The 17,568-nt window shown below is 70.4% G+C and carries 18 protein-coding genes; 12 read left to right on the top strand and 6 right to left on the bottom strand.

The window, feature by feature from the left end; all coding sequences use genetic code 11:
* The first annotated feature begins 1 nt into the window (after position 1).
* Both ACIOEW_RS02740 and ACIOEW_RS02735 read left to right on the top strand, forming a co-directional pair.
* Positions 2-1,276 (top strand): MFS transporter, encoded by a 1,275-nt coding sequence (locus ACIOEW_RS02740; protein WP_401961518.1) that lies wholly within the window; start codon positions 2-4, stop codon positions 1,274-1,276.
* 83 nt (positions 1,277-1,359) lie between these two features.
* Positions 1,360-2,175 (top strand): serine hydrolase domain-containing protein, encoded by an 816-nt coding sequence (locus tag ACIOEW_RS02735; protein ID WP_401960701.1) that lies wholly within the window; start codon positions 1,360-1,362, stop codon positions 2,173-2,175.
* On the opposite strand, the gene ACIOEW_RS02730 is transcribed toward ACIOEW_RS02735, so the two are convergent.
* Positions 2,141-2,605 carry an ATP-binding protein gene (locus tag ACIOEW_RS02730; RefSeq protein ID WP_401960698.1) on the bottom strand — a complete coding sequence of 155 codons (465 nt, stop codon included), beginning with the start codon at positions 2,603-2,605 and terminating at the stop codon, positions 2,141-2,143. The two genes, ACIOEW_RS02735 and ACIOEW_RS02730, sit on opposite strands and share 35 nt — an antisense overlap.
* Positions 2,606-2,688: 83 nt before the next feature.
* Between ACIOEW_RS02730 and ACIOEW_RS02725 the strand changes: the two genes are divergently transcribed.
* Both ACIOEW_RS02725 and ACIOEW_RS02720 read left to right on the top strand, forming a co-directional pair.
* The gene (locus tag ACIOEW_RS02725) at positions 2,689-3,609 is read left to right on the top strand and encodes a helix-turn-helix domain-containing protein (RefSeq protein WP_401960696.1); all 921 of its coding nucleotides are present in this window, start codon (positions 2,689-2,691) and stop codon (positions 3,607-3,609) included.
* The gene (locus tag ACIOEW_RS02720) at positions 3,497-3,760 is read left to right on the top strand and encodes a DUF397 domain-containing protein (RefSeq protein WP_401960693.1); all 264 of its coding nucleotides are present in this window, start codon (positions 3,497-3,499) and stop codon (positions 3,758-3,760) included. Before ACIOEW_RS02725 ends, ACIOEW_RS02720 begins: the two co-directional genes overlap by 113 nt.
* Positions 3,761-3,841: 81 nt before the next feature.
* Here ACIOEW_RS02720 and ACIOEW_RS02715 read toward each other — a convergent pair whose 3' ends face one another.
* The 3 genes from ACIOEW_RS02715 to ACIOEW_RS02705 form a co-directional block, all read right to left on the bottom strand.
* Entirely contained in the window at positions 3,842-4,519 is a 678-nt protein-coding gene (locus tag ACIOEW_RS02715) for a C39 family peptidase (protein ID WP_401960692.1), read from the bottom strand.
* Positions 4,520-4,682: 163 nt separating this feature from the next.
* On the bottom strand, positions 4,683-5,687 hold the full coding sequence (locus tag ACIOEW_RS02710; RefSeq protein WP_401960690.1) for a winged helix-turn-helix domain-containing protein: 1,005 nt from the start codon (positions 5,685-5,687) through the stop codon (positions 4,683-4,685).
* A 180-nt stretch (positions 5,688-5,867) separates the two neighbouring features.
* Positions 5,868-7,937, bottom strand: a complete 2,070-nt coding sequence (locus tag ACIOEW_RS02705) for an alkaline phosphatase family protein (protein WP_401960687.1) — start codon at positions 7,935-7,937, stop codon at positions 5,868-5,870.
* Between the two features lie 250 nt (positions 7,938-8,187).
* On the opposite strand from ACIOEW_RS02705, the gene ACIOEW_RS02700 reads away from it, so the two are divergent.
* Positions 8,188-8,778 (top strand): GNAT family N-acetyltransferase, encoded by a 591-nt coding sequence (locus tag ACIOEW_RS02700; RefSeq protein ID WP_401960685.1) that lies wholly within the window; start codon positions 8,188-8,190, stop codon positions 8,776-8,778.
* Between the two features lie 4 nt (positions 8,779-8,782).
* On the opposite strand, the gene ACIOEW_RS02695 is transcribed toward ACIOEW_RS02700, so the two are convergent.
* On the bottom strand, positions 8,783-9,439 hold the full coding sequence (locus ACIOEW_RS02695) for a pirin family protein (protein WP_401960682.1): 657 nt from the start codon (positions 9,437-9,439) through the stop codon (positions 8,783-8,785).
* Positions 9,440-9,559: 120 nt separating this feature from the next.
* Here ACIOEW_RS02695 and ACIOEW_RS02690 point away from each other — a divergent pair, with 120 nt between their 5' ends.
* The 5 genes from ACIOEW_RS02690 (at position 9,560) to fabF (ending at position 14,430) form a co-directional block, all read left to right on the top strand.
* Entirely contained in the window at positions 9,560-10,759 is a 1,200-nt protein-coding gene (locus ACIOEW_RS02690; RefSeq protein ID WP_350998946.1) for a helix-turn-helix domain-containing protein, read from the top strand.
* A gap of 89 nt (positions 10,760-10,848) precedes the next feature.
* The gene (locus ACIOEW_RS02685) at positions 10,849-11,763 is read left to right on the top strand and encodes an ACP S-malonyltransferase (protein WP_401961516.1); all 915 of its coding nucleotides are present in this window, start codon (positions 10,849-10,851) and stop codon (positions 11,761-11,763) included.
* Positions 11,764-11,776: 13 nt separating this feature from the next.
* Entirely contained in the window at positions 11,777-12,778 is a 1,002-nt protein-coding gene (locus ACIOEW_RS02680) for a ketoacyl-ACP synthase III (protein ID WP_401960678.1), read from the top strand.
* A 63-nt stretch (positions 12,779-12,841) separates the two neighbouring features.
* Positions 12,842-13,090 (top strand): acyl carrier protein, encoded by a 249-nt coding sequence (locus ACIOEW_RS02675; protein ID WP_024490626.1) that lies wholly within the window; start codon positions 12,842-12,844, stop codon positions 13,088-13,090.
* 77 nt (positions 13,091-13,167) lie between these two features.
* Complete coding sequence (gene fabF, locus ACIOEW_RS02670) at positions 13,168-14,430, top strand: beta-ketoacyl-ACP synthase II (RefSeq protein ID WP_362541055.1); 1,263 nt, start codon at positions 13,168-13,170, stop codon at positions 14,428-14,430.
* A gap of 261 nt (positions 14,431-14,691) precedes the next feature.
* Here the strand turns inward: fabF and ACIOEW_RS02665 are convergent, their stop codons facing one another.
* Positions 14,692-15,186: a DUF3145 domain-containing protein gene (locus tag ACIOEW_RS02665; RefSeq protein ID WP_362541052.1), complete on the bottom strand. Its 495-nt coding sequence runs from the start codon at positions 15,184-15,186 to the stop codon at positions 14,692-14,694.
* Positions 15,187-15,538: 352 nt separating this feature from the next.
* On the opposite strand from ACIOEW_RS02665, the gene ACIOEW_RS02660 reads away from it, so the two are divergent.
* On the top strand, positions 15,539-16,453 hold the full coding sequence (locus tag ACIOEW_RS02660) for an SGNH/GDSL hydrolase family protein (protein WP_401960675.1): 915 nt from the start codon (positions 15,539-15,541) through the stop codon (positions 16,451-16,453).
* Positions 16,454-16,498: 45 nt separating this feature from the next.
* Positions 16,499-17,497 (top strand): aldose epimerase family protein, encoded by a 999-nt coding sequence (locus ACIOEW_RS02655; protein WP_401960673.1) that lies wholly within the window; start codon positions 16,499-16,501, stop codon positions 17,495-17,497.
* The last annotated feature ends 71 nt before the right edge of the window (positions 17,498-17,568 follow it).

Genomic DNA, 17,568 nt, shown 5'->3' with positions numbered 1-17,568 from the left:
GTTGCCGTCCGGTTTCGGACGGCTGTGGACCGCACAGACGGTGTCCTCGCTCGGTGACGGGGTGACGCATGCCGCGCTGCCGCTCCTCGCCCTGACGCTGACCCGAAATCCGATGGCCCTGGCCGTCGTCACGGCTGCCGGGACCCTGCCGTGGCTGCTCTTCGGGGTGCTCGGCGGTGCGCTGGTGGACCGCTGGGACCGCCGGCGCACGATGTGGGTCGCGGACGCGGCACGTGCGGTGCTGCTCGCGATACCGGCGGCGGCAGCCGCTCTCGACGCGCTGAGCATTCCCCTGCTCGCGGCCGTCGCCTTCCTGCTCGGCCTCGGCGGACTCTTCTTCGACACGGCCGCCACGGCCTATCTGCCGGATCTGCTCGGCCGCGCCCCCGCCCTCCTGGAGCGCGCCAACTCCCGTCTGCGCGGCACCCAGACCGCCGCGTCCGGCTTCGCGGGGCCACCCGCGGGCAGTGCGCTGCTCGCACTCGGGCGGGCGGTTCCGCTGCTCGCCGACGCGGTGTCGTTCGCGCTCTCCGCGCTGCTCGTAAGGTCACTGCCCGCCGTGCCCCGGCCCCTGCCGGAGGCCCGCGAGTCACTGCTTCGACAGGCGCGGGCCGGGGCGTCGTACGTCTTCCGGAATCAGTTGCTGCTCGGGCTCGCTCTCCGTCCGGCGGTCGGGAACGTCGCCTTCCTCGCCGTGGAGACCGTGCTCGCCCTCTTCGCGCACGACCGTCTGGGCATCCACACCTTCGGCTTCGGCCTGCTTCTCACGGCGGAGGCCGCGGGCGGCCTGCTCGGCGCGGGCATCGCCTCCTTCCTCGGCCGACGCCTCGGCACCGGCACCGCGCTGACCTGCACGGCCGCGGTCGAGGGGCTCGCCATCCTGGGGCTCGCCGCCGCCCCGAATCCGTACGTGGCCGGGCTCGCGCTCGCCGTCTGCGGGGCGGGCATGGGCGCCACGATGGTGCTCGGCCCCTCCCTCAGGCAGTCGATCGTCCCGGCCCACCTGATGGGCCGGGTCGCCTCCACCTCCCGTATGCTCGCCATGTGCGCCGCCCCGTTCGGCGCCTTCCTCGGCGGCTGGCTGGCCACCACGTACGACCTGCGCACCCCGCTCTACGCCGCCTCCGGGCTCCTCCTCACCATGACCGCCCTCACGGCGGCCATGACCTCCAACCGCCGGGTCGAGGCAGCGCTGCGTGGTGCCGCCCCGGACGCCGGTGCGGACCGGCCGGAACCCGCGGATGCCGCCCGGGAGGGCGCACCCCGCCTGTCGTGACGCTTTCCGCGACCGCTGCCGGAAAACCTGCGAGGGCGAAGCGCCTGAGGAACCTCAGGGGCCGACCAATTAGTCTCGTACCCATGCAGAGCCTGGCGATGATCGACAACTGGCCCGTCCCCACCGCGGCAGCCGCCGTCGTACGAGCGGACGGCACCGTCCTCGGCAGGCACGGCCCGACCGGGCACCGCTTCCCGCTCGCCTCCGTCACCAAGCCGCTCGCCGCCTACGCGGCGCTGGTGGCGTACGAGGAGGGCGCGGTCGAGCTCGACGAACCGGCCGGTCCCGAGGGGTCCACGGTCCGGCACCTGCTCGCCCACACCAGCGGTCTCGCGTTCGACGAGCACCGGGTCACGGCCCCGCCCGGCACCCGGCGCCTGTACTCCAACGCGGGCTTCGAGGTCCTCGGCGACCACATCGCGAAGGCCACCGACATCCCGTTCCCGGAATACCTGCGCCAGGCGGTGCTGGAGCCCCTGGGGATGACCGCGACCACGCTGGACGGTTCCCCCGCCCGCGACGGCGTCTCGACCGTCGACGACCTGGTGCGGTTCGCGGCGGAGGTCCAGGCGCCCCGGCTCCTGGACCCGCGCACGGTGCTGGAGGCGCAGAGCGTCGTCCACCCCGGGCTGAAGGGCGTCCTGCCGGGCTACGGCCACCAGAACCCCAACGACTGGGGTCTCGGCTTCGAGATCCGGGACCACAAGTCGCCGCACTGGACCGGAGCGAACTCCTCCCCCGCCACCTTCGGTCACTTCGGGCAGTCGGGCACGTTCCTGTGGATCGACCCGGTGGCAGGCACGGCCTGCGTGGCGCTCACCGACCGGGCCTTCGGGCCGTGGGCGGCCGAGGTCTGGACGCCGTTCACGGACGCGGTGCTGGCAGAGCTGAGCGCGTAACCGGCGCGGCGGCCAGGCACTCGAACCACACCGCCTTGCCGCCGCCGTCACGGCGCACCTCCACGCCCCACTTGTCCGTGACGGCATCCACCAGAACCAGCCCCCGCCCGCCCTCGTCGAACACATCCCCCTCCCCCACGACGGGCAGCTGCGGGCAGTCGTCCGCCACTTCCACGCGGACGCCCTCTCCGCCCGGGAGCCGGAAGATGAAGGTCTGGCAGCGGCGGCCTGGGACATGCCGGACGACGTTGGCGATCAGCTCGGTGAGCGCTAGCTCCGCCGCGTCGGCCACGGCTGTCAGGCCCCACCCCTTGAGGTAGAGCCGCAGGATGCGCCGCAGGTGCCGGGCCGAGTGCTCCCCCATGGCGAAGTCGGCGCGGTAGACGGGCTCTTCGGACGGCCCCGTCCGGGGGGCGATTACGTGATTCATGTCACCATCGTGCGAGCAGGTGACTACCCTCGGCTACGTACGGAAACGAACGCCGCGAGGCGTTGCACACCGGAGGTCCCGCCGTGGCCAACGTCCAGTCGCTCGACCCCAGCGCCTCCCCACTGGACTACTACGGCTGGGAATTACGCCGCCTGCGGGAGGCCGCCGGCCTGAACCAGGCCCAGTTGGGCGAGATCATCTTCTGCACGGGCTCGCTGGTCGGCCAGATCGAGACGACGCGGAAGCTGCCCACCCGCGACTTCTCCGAACGGGTGGACGCCGCCCTCGGGACAGACGGGACGTTCTCCCGGCTGATGGGCCTGGTCCTGCGCAGCCAGCTGCCGACCTGGTTCCAGCCCTTTGCCGACATGGAAGCGAAGGCTTCGTACATTTCCACCTACCAGGCACAGTTGGTCTACGGACTGTTGCAGACGGAGGAGTATGCGCGGGCGCTACTCATGGTCGACTACCCGAACAAGGTCGACGAGATGGCCGCCGCGAGGCTTGACCGGCAGCGGATCCTGAAGCGTGAGAATCCGCCCGCTCTGTGCGTCGTCCTGAGTGAGGCGGCATTGCTTCAGGAGGTCGGTGGGCGCAAGGTGATGCGAAGCCAACTGACGCACTTGTTGGGCTTCCTGCATGCCCCCTGGGTGCAGATCCAGGTGTTGCCATTCGCCGTCGGTCAGCACGCGGGGTTGATGGGCTCGTTCACTCTGCTGAGGTTCGACGATGACCCGGATCTCTTCTACGTGGACAGCTACGACCAGGGCCATATGACCGCCAACCCGTCCGTGATCAAAGAGCGTTCGGTCGGCTACGCTCGGCTTCAAGCCACAGCCCTCTCCCCCGAGGACTCGGCGATGCTGATCGCTCATGTGATGGAGGAACGCTATGGGGACCGGTCATGGGCTGGCAGAAGTGCGCTGGCGCAAGTCGTCGTACAGCGGAACGAACGGCGGCGAGTGCGTCGAGTGCACCGTGACCGGCGGCGCCGCATGGCGTAAGTCGACGTACAGCGGAAACACCGGCGGCGAGTGCGTCGAGGTGGCCGACGGCTGCGCCGCCTCCGTCCCCGTCCGCGACAGCAAGAACCCCTCCGGGCCCGTCGTCGTCATCGGGGCCGACGCCTGGCAGGACTTCGTGGCCGGGCTCTGAGACCCCGTACGCCGAAGGGGCTCGGGACGACCTGTGGCCGCCCCGAGCCCCGCCCGTTTCCCCCGTTGACCGGCTGCGCCCCTACGCGGAGTAGCCCCGCGACGCGATCCACGTGGCCAGCCTCTTCGTGGTCATCGAGTAGCGGTGACGGCTGGAGGACTTCATCGCGATGTCCTCAATGACGGCGCGGTCGCCCTTCTTGGAGTGGCCGACCACGGTGAGGTAGTGACCCTGGTTGTACGAGTGCTTCCTGCCGGCTGTGTCGGTCGCCGTGCCGTAGACGTTGGCCACGATGGCGCGACCCCGGTGGATGTCGTACTTGATGTCCGCCTTCAGGCGCTTTACCTCGGCCGACGAGGCGGTGTTGCCCCCGATCCACTTGTTCTCGTACCAGGAGGTCTTCAGGCGCTTGTTGAGGACCTTGGTCACCAGGCTGATGCTGTCGGTCTGCTTGCCGTTCTGCTCTACCTTCAGGTCCTTCGCCAGGGTCTTCTGGCTCACGGTCTTGCCACGCTGGGTCAGTGCGAGACGGGTGGCGGCCGGACCGCAGTAGTAGTACGTCGACTGCGTCTGGAACTTGTACGCCGACAGAGTCTTCTTGGCCGGGTACGCGCTGCCCCCGCTCCCCGGGTACTGCGCCGCGGCGGTGCCGGCGGTGAGGAGGACGCCGGTGACGGCGAACGCGGCCACCGTGGCGGCCGCAAGCCGTGTCCGGCGGTACGAAGCGCCCGCCCGGTTCTCCGTGACTGTCGTGTTCATGAGTGGAATTCCTTCCCCCGTGCCACACCACTGACCTGAACAGCGGTGCGGCGAGCCTGTGTTGCCAGATGTGACGCCGGGGATCCCCCGTTGCCACCCCCTCAGCATCGGGGCGGTTCGTGCCACACGACGACGGCTTTCGGGCAGGGCCGAATCCTGCGGCTCAGACGGGGTCCGAGCGCTGCGGATCGCCGTGCAGCAAGGCTGTTCCGAGTGGGGTGAGGCTGTGAATGACACACGCTCCCGCACGGTTGTCGTGGACGAGCCCCGCCTCCCGCAGCGCGCGTGCGTGCTCGCTCGCCGAGGCGGCCGAGATGTGCAGCATCCGCGACAACTCGCTTGTCGTCGCGGAGTCCTGGAGCGCCGCCAGCACCGCGGCGCGGGTGCGTCCGAGGAGTCCCGCCAGTTGCTTGCGCCGCCGGACCGCCCCGACCGGCTCCGATGCGGATCCTTCCGTGCGCGCGATGGGGTAGACGAGCACCTGCGGCAGCGTCGGATCACCGAGAGCGACCGGGCGGCCGTGGCAGAAGAAGGACGGGATCAGGCACAGACCCCGGCCTTCGAGGTGAACGTCACGGCCCTCCGGATAGTGCACGTACAGCGTCGGAGGCCGCCAGTCCAGCATGGGCCGCAGAGACTCCAGCAGACCGGCGATGCCTCCGTCGCGCACGGCCCGCGCCCGCAGCATCCGGTCCGCCTCGACGGTCGCGGTCGCGCCCGTCCAGTCGGGCCGGATGACGGTGTCGTGGACGGACCGGATCGACTCGGCGAGTTCATCGAGACGGCCCCGTTCGCCGGCGGCGAGGCCGGCGAACCAGGCAGGCGTACGCCTCGCGCTCGCCGCCAGCGCCATTTCCCTGCGCAGCTGGGCCACCGGCGTGGCCCGCAGCGCTTCCAGCCCTGCCGAGAGGCTCTGGCAACTCTCGCCAGGAGTCAGGAAGTCCGGGAAGTACCTCGCCGGTGGCGCCACGGCGCTGACCAGGCGGGCCGGGCCGCCGGCGCCGCGGCGCCGGAGCTCCGCACGGGCTCGCCGCCGCCACTCCCCGAAGGAGCGCGGGCCGTGCCTCGACAGCAGTTGTACCCCGAGAACCGTCTCCCAGATCGGATCCGGACCCGACGCGACCCGGACCTTCGCCAGGTCGGCATCCGTGAAATGAAAACGCAGCACGACATCCCCCGATTCCGTGAACGCACCGGGGGCTCTGCGACAAATGGCGTGATATGCCCCGAAGTCACAGAGGTAGGTCTCGCCGCTCCCGGTTCCCGCCAACGGGGGTGAACGCGCTCACAGATCAGCTGTCAGGGACCGCTGCGACCGCTGCCACTCCCTTTCCCCGTCCCGCCCTCCTCAGACCGTCGACACCCGCCCGGCGTACCGCTGGGTCCAGCCGGTCCCGGTGTTGGCGGTGAGCACCACGTCGTAGTACCCGTGCTCGGTGGGCCAGTGCACGACGGTGGAGTGGCCGCCGGGGACGATGAACTTCCGGGTGCCGCCGACGTAGTCGTTGGCCGTCAGGGTGTAACGGACGGGATGCTTGCCGTCGTTGTGCAGCCTCAGCCTGACCTCGGCGCGCCTGCCCCTGACCAGCTCCGCCTCGACGCGCGGAATACCGATGTGCTTCTTGCTCCTGCTCTCGCTCTCGGGAATCACCTGTCCGGCGAAGGAGCGCAGGAATCCGTCGGGCCCGTACACGGAGAAGGCGTACTTGCCGTCGGTCTTCGTCGCATCCCAGGTGTACGAACGAGGGGCCGCCTCGGTCACTGTGTACGGCGTGTTGGCGAAGGCGAGGTACTGGTCGGGGAAGACCTGGAGGCTCACCGCCTTGCCCTCCGGGCCTCCGGCCAGCGTCATGGACGCGGTCACCGTGCCCGCGGAGCGGTTCTCGGTGAAGGTGGCGTGCGGGTGGAAGGAGAGGCCGCGAGGCTTCATCCTGTCCTCCGGGAGCTCCGGCGGGGTCCCGTTGACGGGGTCGGCGATGACGACCGGGCCCGGTCGCGGGTGCGCGAAGTCGATGGCGCTGGTGAGGTCGCCGGCGATGGAGCGCCGCCAGTCGGTGATGTTCGGGCAGGTGAACGGCTTGCCCAGATGGCCGGCCCAGGTCTCCAGGAACTTCACCGTCGAGGTGTGGTCGAACACCTCCGACGCGACATGGCCCCCTCGCGTCCACGGGGAGACGAGCAGCATCGGCACCCGGGGGCCGAACCCGTACGGAGTGGTGCCGGAGAACTCACCGGGCGTGCCCTCCTCCGGGCGCGGGGGCAGGACGTGGTCGAACTTTCCGTCGTTCTCGTCGTAGGTGATGATCACCAGGGTGTGGTTCCAGATGTCCTCGTTGCTCTGGAGCGTCTGGAGCACCTTGTTCATGTACCGCTCGCCGTGGACGGTGTCGAAGCCCGGGTGCTCGCTCCACGCGGCGGGCATCACCACCCAGGAGACCTCGGGAAGCGGGTGCTCGGCGCCCGGCTCGCAGGCCGCGATGAGGTCGCGGAGCACGGCGTCGAGGTTCGCCTCGGAGTCGTCGTTGGGCGTGGTGGCGCCTTCGTAGACGAAGGAGTTGGCCTTCCAGATCTTGCCGGTGCCGGGTTCGAGGTCGGCCGCGTCAGCCGTGCGGGGGTCGAAGGAGGCGAAGCTGTTCGTGACGTTGCAGCCGTACTCGCCGACGTAGCCGCCCTGGAGGCTGCCCCGGACGCCGTTGCCGCTGTTGTCTGAGTAGACCCGCCAGTCGATGCCGGCCTGCTGGAGCTGCTCGGGGACGGTGGTCCAGCTGCGGCTGTAGTCGTTCTGCTTGGCGTTGGTGACCTCGCCGCCCGCTGAACCGGTCATCAGGTAGTAGCGGTTCGGGATGGTCGGCCCGTGCAGCGAGCAGAAGTTCATGTCGCAGACGGTGTACTGGGAGGCGAGCGAGTACATCCACGGCATGTAGTCGGGTGTGTAGTACCACATGCAGTGGTCGCCCTTGTCCTTCACCCAGGTGTTCCACCGCCCGTCGTTGGCACCGTAGAAGTTGTGGTTGTCGCTCCAGGTCGCGGTCGACACGGCGGGCGTCACGATGGCGCCGGTGGCGTCGCGCTGCTGGAAGACGTCGGTGCCGTCCTGGAACTTCAGGACCTGCTTGTCGTCGTGCCCGCGTACACCGGGCAGCTGACCGAGGTAGTGGTCGAAGGACCGGTTCTCCTGCATGAGGATCACCACGTGCTTCAGATCGGATATGTCGCCGTTGAAGCCCTTGGGCAGGTGGTACTCGGCGGCACTGGCCTGCGCCCCGCCGGCCGCCTCGGCGACCGGGCCGGCGGCCAGGGCACCGAGGGTGACGGCGGCGGTCCGGAGCATCCGGCGCCGGGTGATGCGGAATTCGTTGGCGGGGCTCACGGTGCTCTCGATGTCGGGACGCGGGGATTCGGTGATGCTGTGAGTCATCAGGGGGACCTCTGGGGGAGAGTGGTTCAGGGGGGAGAGCGTCGGCGCGTGCCTGCGAAAACTAGGCCGCCGGGGCGAACGGCGGGCGAACCAAGGACGTATTCCTGAGGCACCGGCAGATTTCCACGGGGTTCGACGCCGGGTCGAGATGGTTCACGGTGATAGCCGAAACTCGCGCCCGGTTGGCCTGTCGGGCGGTCTTGTCATCCCGCTGGTCGGTGATCGCGGGGACCCGGTACCCTCCCCGGCCATGACCGACATAGTCCGCGCCTCCGCCTCCGACGTCCCGGCGCTCGCCGCCGTCCTCGCCAGCGCCTACGCCGAGGACCCCGTCTGGTCGTGGCTGATGCCGCACGACCGGGACCGGCGGCTGAGGCTGCTGTTCACCGCGCATCTGGCCCAGCAGGTCCCGGCGGGCCGGGTGTGGACCGACCCGGACCGCACGGTCGCGGCGGTGTGGGCGGAGCCCGGACAGTGGAAGCTGCCGGTGAGCTACCTGCTGCGCAACGCGGGCACGCTGCTGCGGGCGTCCCGGGCCCAACTGCCGAGGACCGGGATGCGGTTGCTCGCGCTGGAGCACCGCCATCCGGCCGGCCCGGCGCACTGGTACGTCGAGTACATCGGCACCCACGCCGACGCTCGCGGCACGGGGCGCGGGTCGCAGGTGCTGGGCGGGCTGCTGGAGCAGGCCGACGCGGACGGGCGGCCGGTGTTCCTGGAGTCCAGCAACCGGCGCAATCTGACGTTCTACGAGCGGCACGGTTTCGCTGTGCACGAGGAGATGACGTTCCGGTCCGGGCCGCCGATGTGGTCGATGTGGCGGCGGGACACAGGGCGGTGAGCCGTCAGCCCGGCAGTTCCCACATCAGCACCTCGGCTACTCCGTCCGCGACCAGCTCCAGGCCTTCCTCCCCGGCGATCCGCACCGCGTCCCCCGCCGTCAGCACCTCGTCGCCGATCCGCACGTCCCCGGCCACCACATGCACGTACACCTGCGGCGCGTCCGGTACCGCCGTGCGCTCTCCCTCGGCGAGCCGGCGCACATGGAGCATCGCGCCGGCTTCCGGCAGGGCGTACGGGGTGGAGTCGGCGATGCCTGGGACGGTCGTGTACGAGGGCTCGCCGCCCGGTTCCAGGGGTGCGAGCCACATCTGAAGGAACGTCAGCGGCGTTTCCCCGTCGTTGCGTTCGACGTGCCGGACGCCGGAAGCGGCGCTGAGGTGCTGGACGTCCCCGGGCCGTACGACGGTGGCGTGACCGGCCGAATCGCGGTGGGTCAGCTCGCCCTCCACGACCCACGTGACGATCTCGGTATGGCTGTGCGGGTGCTCCTCGAAGCCCGCGCCCGGGGCAAGGCGCTCCTCGTTGCAGGCCAGGATCGGGCCGAAGCGGAGGTTGTCGGGGTCGTAGAAGGTACCGAAGGAGAAGGAGTGCCGGGACTCGATGCCCGCCGCTCCGTCCCCACCCCTGAAGCGGTCGCCCGAGCGACGTACGGAAATCACCTCCCCACGGTAGCCCGGCCCGGCACGGACGGGCCCACGGCTCCAGCGGGCTGCCCCGCGGCACGACCCGCGGACCGCCCCGCCTTCGGGCACCCGTCCGGATAGGGCAGTCTTGTCCCCGTGCCCCGACCCGATCCTGAGCAGCCCGCCGCCAACGCCGCCCACCTCCACGCAGCGACCCTGAAACGGCTGGAGCAGTCCTCCGGCCGGCTGGCCGCGAACGCGATCGCCCGCATGGATGAGTCGCTGTCCTGGTACCGGGCCATGCCACCGGAGAACCGGTCCTGGATCGGCCTGGTGGCCCAGGCCGGAATCGCCGCGTTCACCGAGTGGTTCCGGCATCCGGAGACCCCGCAGGCCATCTCGACCGACGTCTTCGGTACGGCGCCGCGCGAGCTGACCCGGGCGATCACGCTGCGGCAGACCGTCGAGATGGTGCGGACGACGATCGAGGTCATGGAGGCGGCGATCGACGAAGTCGCCGCGCCCGGCGACGAGTCGGTGCTGCGCGAGGCGCTGCTCGTCTACGCGCGGGAGATCGCCTTCGCGACCGCCCAGGTGTACGCGCAGGCCGCAGAGGCCCGCGGCGCCTGGGACGCCCGCCTCGAATCCCTCGTGGTCAACGCGGTGCTGTCCGGGGAGGCCGACGAGGGCGCCGTGTCCCGGGCCGCCGCGCTCGGCTGGAACTCGCCCGAGCACGTCTGCGTACTGCTCGGTACGGCCCCCGACGGCGACAGCGAGCTGACCGTGGAGGCGATCCGCCGGGCCGCCCGGCACGCCAAGCTCCAGGTCCTGACCGGGGTGCTCGGCAACCGCCTGGTCGTCATCGCGGGCGGCAGCGACAATCCGCTGCAGGTCGCGAAGGCGCTGATCGGCCCGTATGCGGCGGGTCCGGTCGTCGCCGGGCCCGTGGTGCCGGACCTGCTGGCCGCCACCCGCTCCGCACAGGCGGCCGCCGCCGGGCTCAAGGCGTGCAGCGCCTGGCAGGACGCCCCGCGGCCGGTACTCGCGGACGATCTGCTGCCGGAGCGCGCGATGGCGGGCGACCCGGCCGCACGGGATCAGTTGGTGGAGGAGATCTACAGACCGCTCGAAGAAGCGGGTTCTGCCCTCCTGGAGACGCTGAGTGTGTATCTGGAACAGGCGAGCAGTCTCGAAGGCGCGGCCCGGATGCTGTTCGTCCATCCCAACACCGTGCGCTACCGGCTCCGACGTGTGACAGACGTCACCGGATGGTCGCCTTCCGATGTCCGCTCGGCGTTCACTCTGCGGATCGCCCTGATTCTGGGGCGCCTGGCCGACAGGGATCTCCAGTCCTAGACTTTTGTCGGACATCAACAAATCCCCCCACGGTTCTTCGTCCCTGTCCCCACGGGCGTTCCGGACCATTGACAAGAGAGAGTGTGAGGGTGCTCGTACTCGTCGCTCCCGGCCAAGGCGCTCAGACGCCCGGCTTCCTTACTCCCTGGCTCGACCTCCCCGGTGCCACCGACCGCATCGCGGCCTGGTCCGACGCCATCGAGCTCGACCTTGCCCACTTCGGCACGAAGGCCGACGCGGAGGAGATCCGTGACACCTCGGTGGCTCAGCCACTGCTGGTCGCCGCCGGTCTGCTCTCCGCCACCGCGCTCAACGCGTCGCCTGGCGTCGTCGCAGGTCACAGCGTGGGTGAAATCACCGCGGCCGCTCTCGCCGGGGTCATCGGCGACGAGGCGGCACTGCGTTTCGTACGTACCCGTGGGCTCGGCATGGCCGAGGCCGCGGCGGTCACCGAGACCGGCATGGCCGCGCTGCTCGGCGGTGACCCGGAGGTCACAGTCCCGCACCTGGAAAAGCTCGGTCTGACGCCGGCGAACGTCAACGGGGGCGGCCAGATCGTCGCCGCCGGCACCGCCGCTCAGATCGCCGCGCTCGTCGAGGACAAGCCCGAGGGCGTGCGCCGGGTGGTCGCGCTCAAGGTCGCCGGCGCGTTCCACACGCACCACATGGCTCCCGCGGTCGAGCGTCTCCGTGAGGCCGCCACGGCCCTGAAGGTCTCCGACCCGGCCGTGACATATGTCTCGAACGCCGACGGGAAGACCGTCGCCACCGGCGCGGAGGTCATCTCGCGGCTGGTCGGCCAGGTAGCCAACCCGGTCCGCTGGGACCTGTGCATGGAGACGTTCAAGGCGCTGGGCGTCACCGCGCTCATCGAGGCCTGCCCCGGCGGCACGCTGACCGGCCTGGCCAAGCGCGCGCTGCCCGGCGTGCAGACCCTGGCGCTCAAGACCCCCGACGACCTCGACGCGGCCCGCGCGCTCATCGCTGAGCACGCAGGCGTCTAAGGAGCCCGAGAGTATGTCGAAGATCAAGCCCAGCAAGGGCGCCCCGTACGCCCGGATCATGGGTGTCGGCGCCTACCGCCCGACCCGCGTCGTGCCCAACGAGGTGATCCTCGAGACGATCGACTCGTCCGACGAGTGGATCCGCTCCCGGTCCGGCATCGCCAGCCGCCACTGGGCCTCCGACGAGGAGACCGTGTCCGCGATGTCCGTCGCGGCGTCCGGCAAGGCCCTCGCCGAAGCCGGGGTCATGCCGGACCAGATCGGCGCGGTCGTCGTCTCCACCGTCTCGCACTTCAAGCAGACCCCGGCCATCGCGACCGAGATCGCCCACAAGGTCGGCGCGGGCAAGCCCGCCGCCTTCGACATCTCAGCCGGCTGCGCGGGCTTCGGCTACGGTCTGGCCCTCGCCAAGGGCATGATCGTCGAGGGCTCGGCTGAGTACGTACTCGTCATCGGCGTGGAGCGGCTGAGCGACCTCACCGACCTGAGCGACCGCGCGACGGCGTTCCTGTTCGGCGACGGGGCCGGTGCCGTCGTCGTCGGCCCGTCCGACGTGCCGGCCATGGGCCCCACGGTCTGGGGCTCCGAGGGCGACAAGTCCGATGCGATCAGGCAGACCGTGGCGTGGGACACCTTCCACGCCGACCGTCCGGAGAAGTTCCCCGCCATCACGCAGGAGGGCCAGGCGGTCTTCCGCTGGGCCGTCTTCGAGATGGCGAAGGTCGCCCAGCAGGCGCTGGACGCGGCCGGGATCGCCCCGGAAGACCTGGACGTCTTCATTCCGCACCAGGCAAACATGCGGATCATCGACTCGATGGTGAAGACCCTGAAGCTGCCGGAACACGTCGTGGTCGCCCGTGACGTCGAAACCACCGGCAACACCTCCGCCGCCTCGATTCCGCTCGCAATGGAGCGACTCCTGGCGACCGGTCAGGCCAAGAGCGGCGACACGGCGCTCGTCATCGGCTTCGGGGCGGGTCTCGCCTACGCCGCGACGGTCGTTACCCTCCCCTAGGCACACCGGGTCTTTTCGCCCGGACGCCCGAACCCAGCAGAAACACACCGAAGGAGCGCCAACATGGCCGCCACGCAGGAAGAGATCGTCACCGGTCTCGCCGAGATCGTCAACGAGATCGCCGGTATCCCGGTCGAGGACGTCCAGCTGGACAAGTCCTTCACCGACGACCTGGACGTCGACTCGCTGTCCATGGTCGAGGTCGTCGTCGCCGCCGAGGAGCGCTTCGACGTCAAGATCCCCGACGAGGATGTCAAGAACCTCAAGACGGTCGGCGACGCCGCCGACTACATCCTGAAGCACCAGGCCTGATCCAGCCGACTCGTGTGTCGCCACCCGGCGGTGGCGCCGCTGATTCACGACCCTCTACACGTGGAGAAGATTTTCCAGTGAACTCGACCAATCGCACTGTGGTCGTCACCGGTATCGGCGCAACCACTCCGCTGGGTGGCGATTCCGCATCGACCTGGGAAGGTCTGATGGCCGGCCGTTCCGGCGTCAAGCCTCTTGAGGGCGAACGTTTCGCCGAACTGCCTGTCCGGATCGCGGCCCTCGCGGCCGTCGACCCGGGGGACGTCCTGCCCCGCCCGCTCGCCCGCAAGCTGGACCGCTCGGCGCAGTTCGCGCTGATCGCGGCCCGTGAGGCGTGGGCGGACGCGGGCTTCACCGGCCCTGCCGGTGAGGACGAGAAGATCCAGCCCGAGCGACTGGGTTCGGTCATCGCTTCCGGCATCGGCGGTGTGATCACCCTGCTCGACCAGTACGACGTGCTGAAGGAGAAGGGCGTACGCCGCGTCTCCCCGCACACCGTGCCCATGCTCATGCCCAACGGCCCGGCCGCCAACGTGGGTATCGAGGTGAACGCCCGGGCGGGCGTCCACACCCCGGTCTCCGCCTGTGCGTCGGGTGCCGAGGCCATCGGGTACGCCGTCGAGATGATCCGCACCGGCCGTGCCGACGTGGTCCTCGCCGGTGGCACCGAGGCGGCGATCCACCCGCTGCCGATCGCCGCGTTCGCCAACATGATGGCGATGTCCAAGAGCAACGACGAGCCCGAGAAGGCCTCGCGTCCTTACGACACGGGCCGTGACGGCTTCGTCCTCGGCGAGGGCGCCGGTGTCGTCGTCCTGGAGTCCGCGGAGCACGCCGCCGCGCGTGGCGCCCGGGTCTACTGCGAGGTGCTGGGCCAGGGGCTGTCCGCCGACGCCCACCACATCGCCCAGCCCGAGCCGACCGGGCGCGGTATCGCCGCGGCGATGCAGAACCTGCTGGACCAGACGGACCTCAAGCCGTCCGAGGTCGTGCACCTCAACGCCCACGCGACGTCCACGCCGCAGGGCGATGTCGCGGAGCTGAAGGCGCTGCGCAAGATCCTTGGCGACGACCTGGACCACGTCGCGATCTCCGCGACGAAGTCGATGACGGGCCACCTGCTCGGTGGCGCGGGCGGTATCGAGACCGTGGCGACGGTCCTGGCCCTGCACCACCGGATGGCTCCGCCGACCATCAACATCGACCACCTCGACGAGGCGGTCGAGGCGGACATCGTGCGCGGTGAACCGCGGCCGCTGCCCGAGGGGCCGATCGCGGCCATCAACAACTCGTTCGGCTTCGGCGGACACAACGTGGTGCTGGCGTTCCGTAGCGTCTGATCTTTCCCGCGCCACGCGTGAAGCCCGCTTTCCCGGTGAGGGGAGGCGGGCTTCACGCGTGGCGCGGGCCTTTCGGGGGCGCTGCCCCCGTACCCCCGCTCCCCGATCGCCGGAGGGGCTTGATCCGGCCTGATCCGCCTTGCCGGTGACCGGCGGGGAGATCAGGCCCAGGGACAAGGGACAAGTCGGGGCAGCAGCCAGAACCGGCCCCGCCTGCGCTTGAGGCGCGGGTCGGGGGTGCGGGCGGAGCTCCGGGAGGGCTCACACCACCTGGTGCAGCCAGCGCACGGGCGCGCCCTCGCCTGCGTGGCGGAAAGATTCCAGCTCGTCGTCCCAGGGTTTGCCCAGGAGCTTGGCGATCTCCCCCTCCAGGTCGCCCTCCCCGCTCAGCGACCGCGCCAGGGCGGCCCTCAGCCGGTCCTCGGGGACCAGGATGTCGCCGTGCATGCCGGTGACGGCGTGGAAGATGCCGAGCTCGGGCGTGGAGCTGTAGCGCTCGCCCTCCGCGGTCGGCGACGGTTCCGCCGTCACCTCGAAACGCAGCAGATCCCAGCCGCGCAGCGCGGAGGCCAGCTTCGACGCCGTGCCCGGACGGGCCTGCCAGGAGAATTCGGAACGCCAGGTGCCGGGTGCGGCCGGCTGTCTGATCCAGTCGAGCTGGACCCGCACGCCGAGTACGCCCCCCACCGCCCATTCGACGTGTGGGCAGAGCGCGCGCGGGGCTGAGTGGACGTACAGGACTCCACGTGTCGTCACCGGGACCTCCAGTGTGGGACGAGATTCGCCTGCCCAGCGGCCTCGCGCCCGTTCCGCCTCTTACCGGCCGGCGCCCAAGGCTGTCATCAGTAAACAGTATCGGGCGTTAATGTCCGGAGAAGGGCGGGTATGTGACGTGATGTGATGTTCGAGATCCACCCGAGTGGAGCCGGGCGGCCGAAAGAGCCACTGGTTAGACGTGGAAAAGCTACCGTGCGGCGGCGTCCGAGGTGTGACGTACCGTCGGTCCTGGGCCCATGATTCGCTCAGCATTCACCCGGCAGGGCGCGCGGGCCCGCCGACCGGTGCCACAAGGGTGTGCCGGAGGCATGGGACAGGAGGGGACGAGGACATGCCGGATCGCTCCGTACGGCACCGCTCGCGGACCGCACTGGCCGCGCTGGCCGCCGTGTCGTTCCTCGGCGCGGCTGTCCTGACGGGCTGTGACTCCGGGTCCGACAGGACCACGAAGGGCGCGACGGCCGAAGAGGGCAGGCGGCCGGCGGCCGCACCGCTCTGGGACCGCAGTCCGGAGTCGGTCGCCGCGGTCGGGGACTCCATCACCCGTGGCTTCGACGCCTGTTCGGTGCTGGCCGACTGCCCCGAGGCCTCCTGGTCGACCGGCTCGGACAGTGCGGTGCACAGCCTGGCGGTGCGGCTCCTCGGCGCCTCGGGCGCGGCGTCCCACAGCTGGAACCACGCCGAGACGGGTGCCCGGATCGCCCAGTTGCCGGAGCAGATGGCGCTGGCGGCGAAGGAGGACCCCGCTCTGGTGACGGTGATGATCGGCGCCAATGACGCCTGCCGGGACTCGGTGCGGGCGATGACGCCGGTGGCCGACTTCCGCGCGTCGTTCGAGGCGTCGATGCGTCAGCTGCGCAGCGCGGCGCCGAAGGCGCAGGTGTACGTGTCGAGCGTGCCGGACCTCAAGCGGCTCTGGTCGACGGGCCGGGGCAGTCAGCTGGGCAAGCAGATCTGGAAGCTGGGCATCTGCAAGTCGATGCTGAGTGACGCGGATGACATGAGCGCCTCGGCGGTGGCCCGGCGGGCGGCGGTGCAGGCCCGCGTCATCGCGTACAACGAGGTGCTGCGCGACGTGTGCGCGAAGGACGAGCGCTGCCGTGACGACGGCGGGGCGGTGTTCGACTACCGGTTCACCGGGAAGCAGCTCAGCCAGTGGGACTGGTTCCACCCAGGGCGGAACGGGCAGGCCCGGCTGGCCGAGATCGCCTACCGCAACGTCACGGCGGCGCGGCCTCCCGCGTAAGACCGGCCGCCTCCCCCCGCACCGGTCAGGCTAGAGTTTCCGATCATGGAGACGGGTTCGAACACGGTGATGCGTACGGAACACTTCGGCACCCTCGGGGACGGCACCACCGTGGACCGCTGGACGCTGGAACGTGGCGGTACGCGCGTGCGGGTGCTGACGTACGGCGCCACCGTGCAGTCGGTCGAGGTGCCCGACCGGGACGGCGCTCAGGCCGCGGTGGCGCTCGGACTGCCCGATCTCGACTCGTACATCCAGTACGCGGGGCCCTACTTCGGCGCGCTGGTCGGGCGGTACGCGAACCGGATCGGCGGGGCGGCGTTCGTCCTCGACGGGACGACGCATCACGTCACGCGCAACGAGGGCCGCAACCACGTGCACGGCGGGGCCATCGGCTTCGACAAGCGCGTGTGGGACGCCCGCGAGACCGCAGGCGGGGTGGAGCTGTCCCTGGTCGCGGCGGACGGCGAGGAGGGGTTTCCGGGGCGACTGGAGGTCTCGGTGGCCTACACGCTGGACGAGGACGGGGCGCTGCGGATCGCGTACCGGGCGACGACGGACGCGCCGACCGTGCTGAACCTGACGAACCACACGTACTGGAACCTTGCGGGCGCCGGCTCCGGCAGTGCGCTGGGCCAGCGGCTGCGGATCGCGGCCGGGCGGATCACCCCGGCGGACGCGGAGTCGCTGCCGACGGGTGAGTTCCTGCCGGTGGACGGAACCCGGTTCGACTTCCGGGAGCCGCAGCCGGTCTCCAAGGAGTACGACCACAACTTCGTGCTGGACGAGGGCGTGACGGGCCCGGTGGCCGAGCTGCACGACGAGGTGTCGGGGCGCGTCCTGACCGTCACGACGACGGAGCCGGGCATGCAGCTGTACACGGCGGACCACTTCGACGGGCGGCCGTTCGGGCCGTGCGCCGGGATCGCCCTGGAGACCCAGCACTTCCCGGACTCGCCGAACAGGCCGGAATTCCCGAGCACGGTGCTGCGGCCGGGCGAGGCGTACGCGTCGACGACCGTGTACGGCTTCTCGGTGCGCTGAGGCAGCGCCGCTTCCGAGGCCTCGGTGTTCCCGTAGGCGGGTGTCCTGACCTGCGGGAACACCGATAATAC

This window comes from Streptomyces sp. NPDC087901 (assembly GCF_044742205.1).
GTDB lineage: Bacteria > Actinomycetota > Actinomycetes > Streptomycetales > Streptomycetaceae > Streptomyces.
The sequence above is the reverse complement of the archived record's forward strand: the minus strand, read 5'-3'. Positions and strand labels throughout refer to the sequence as shown.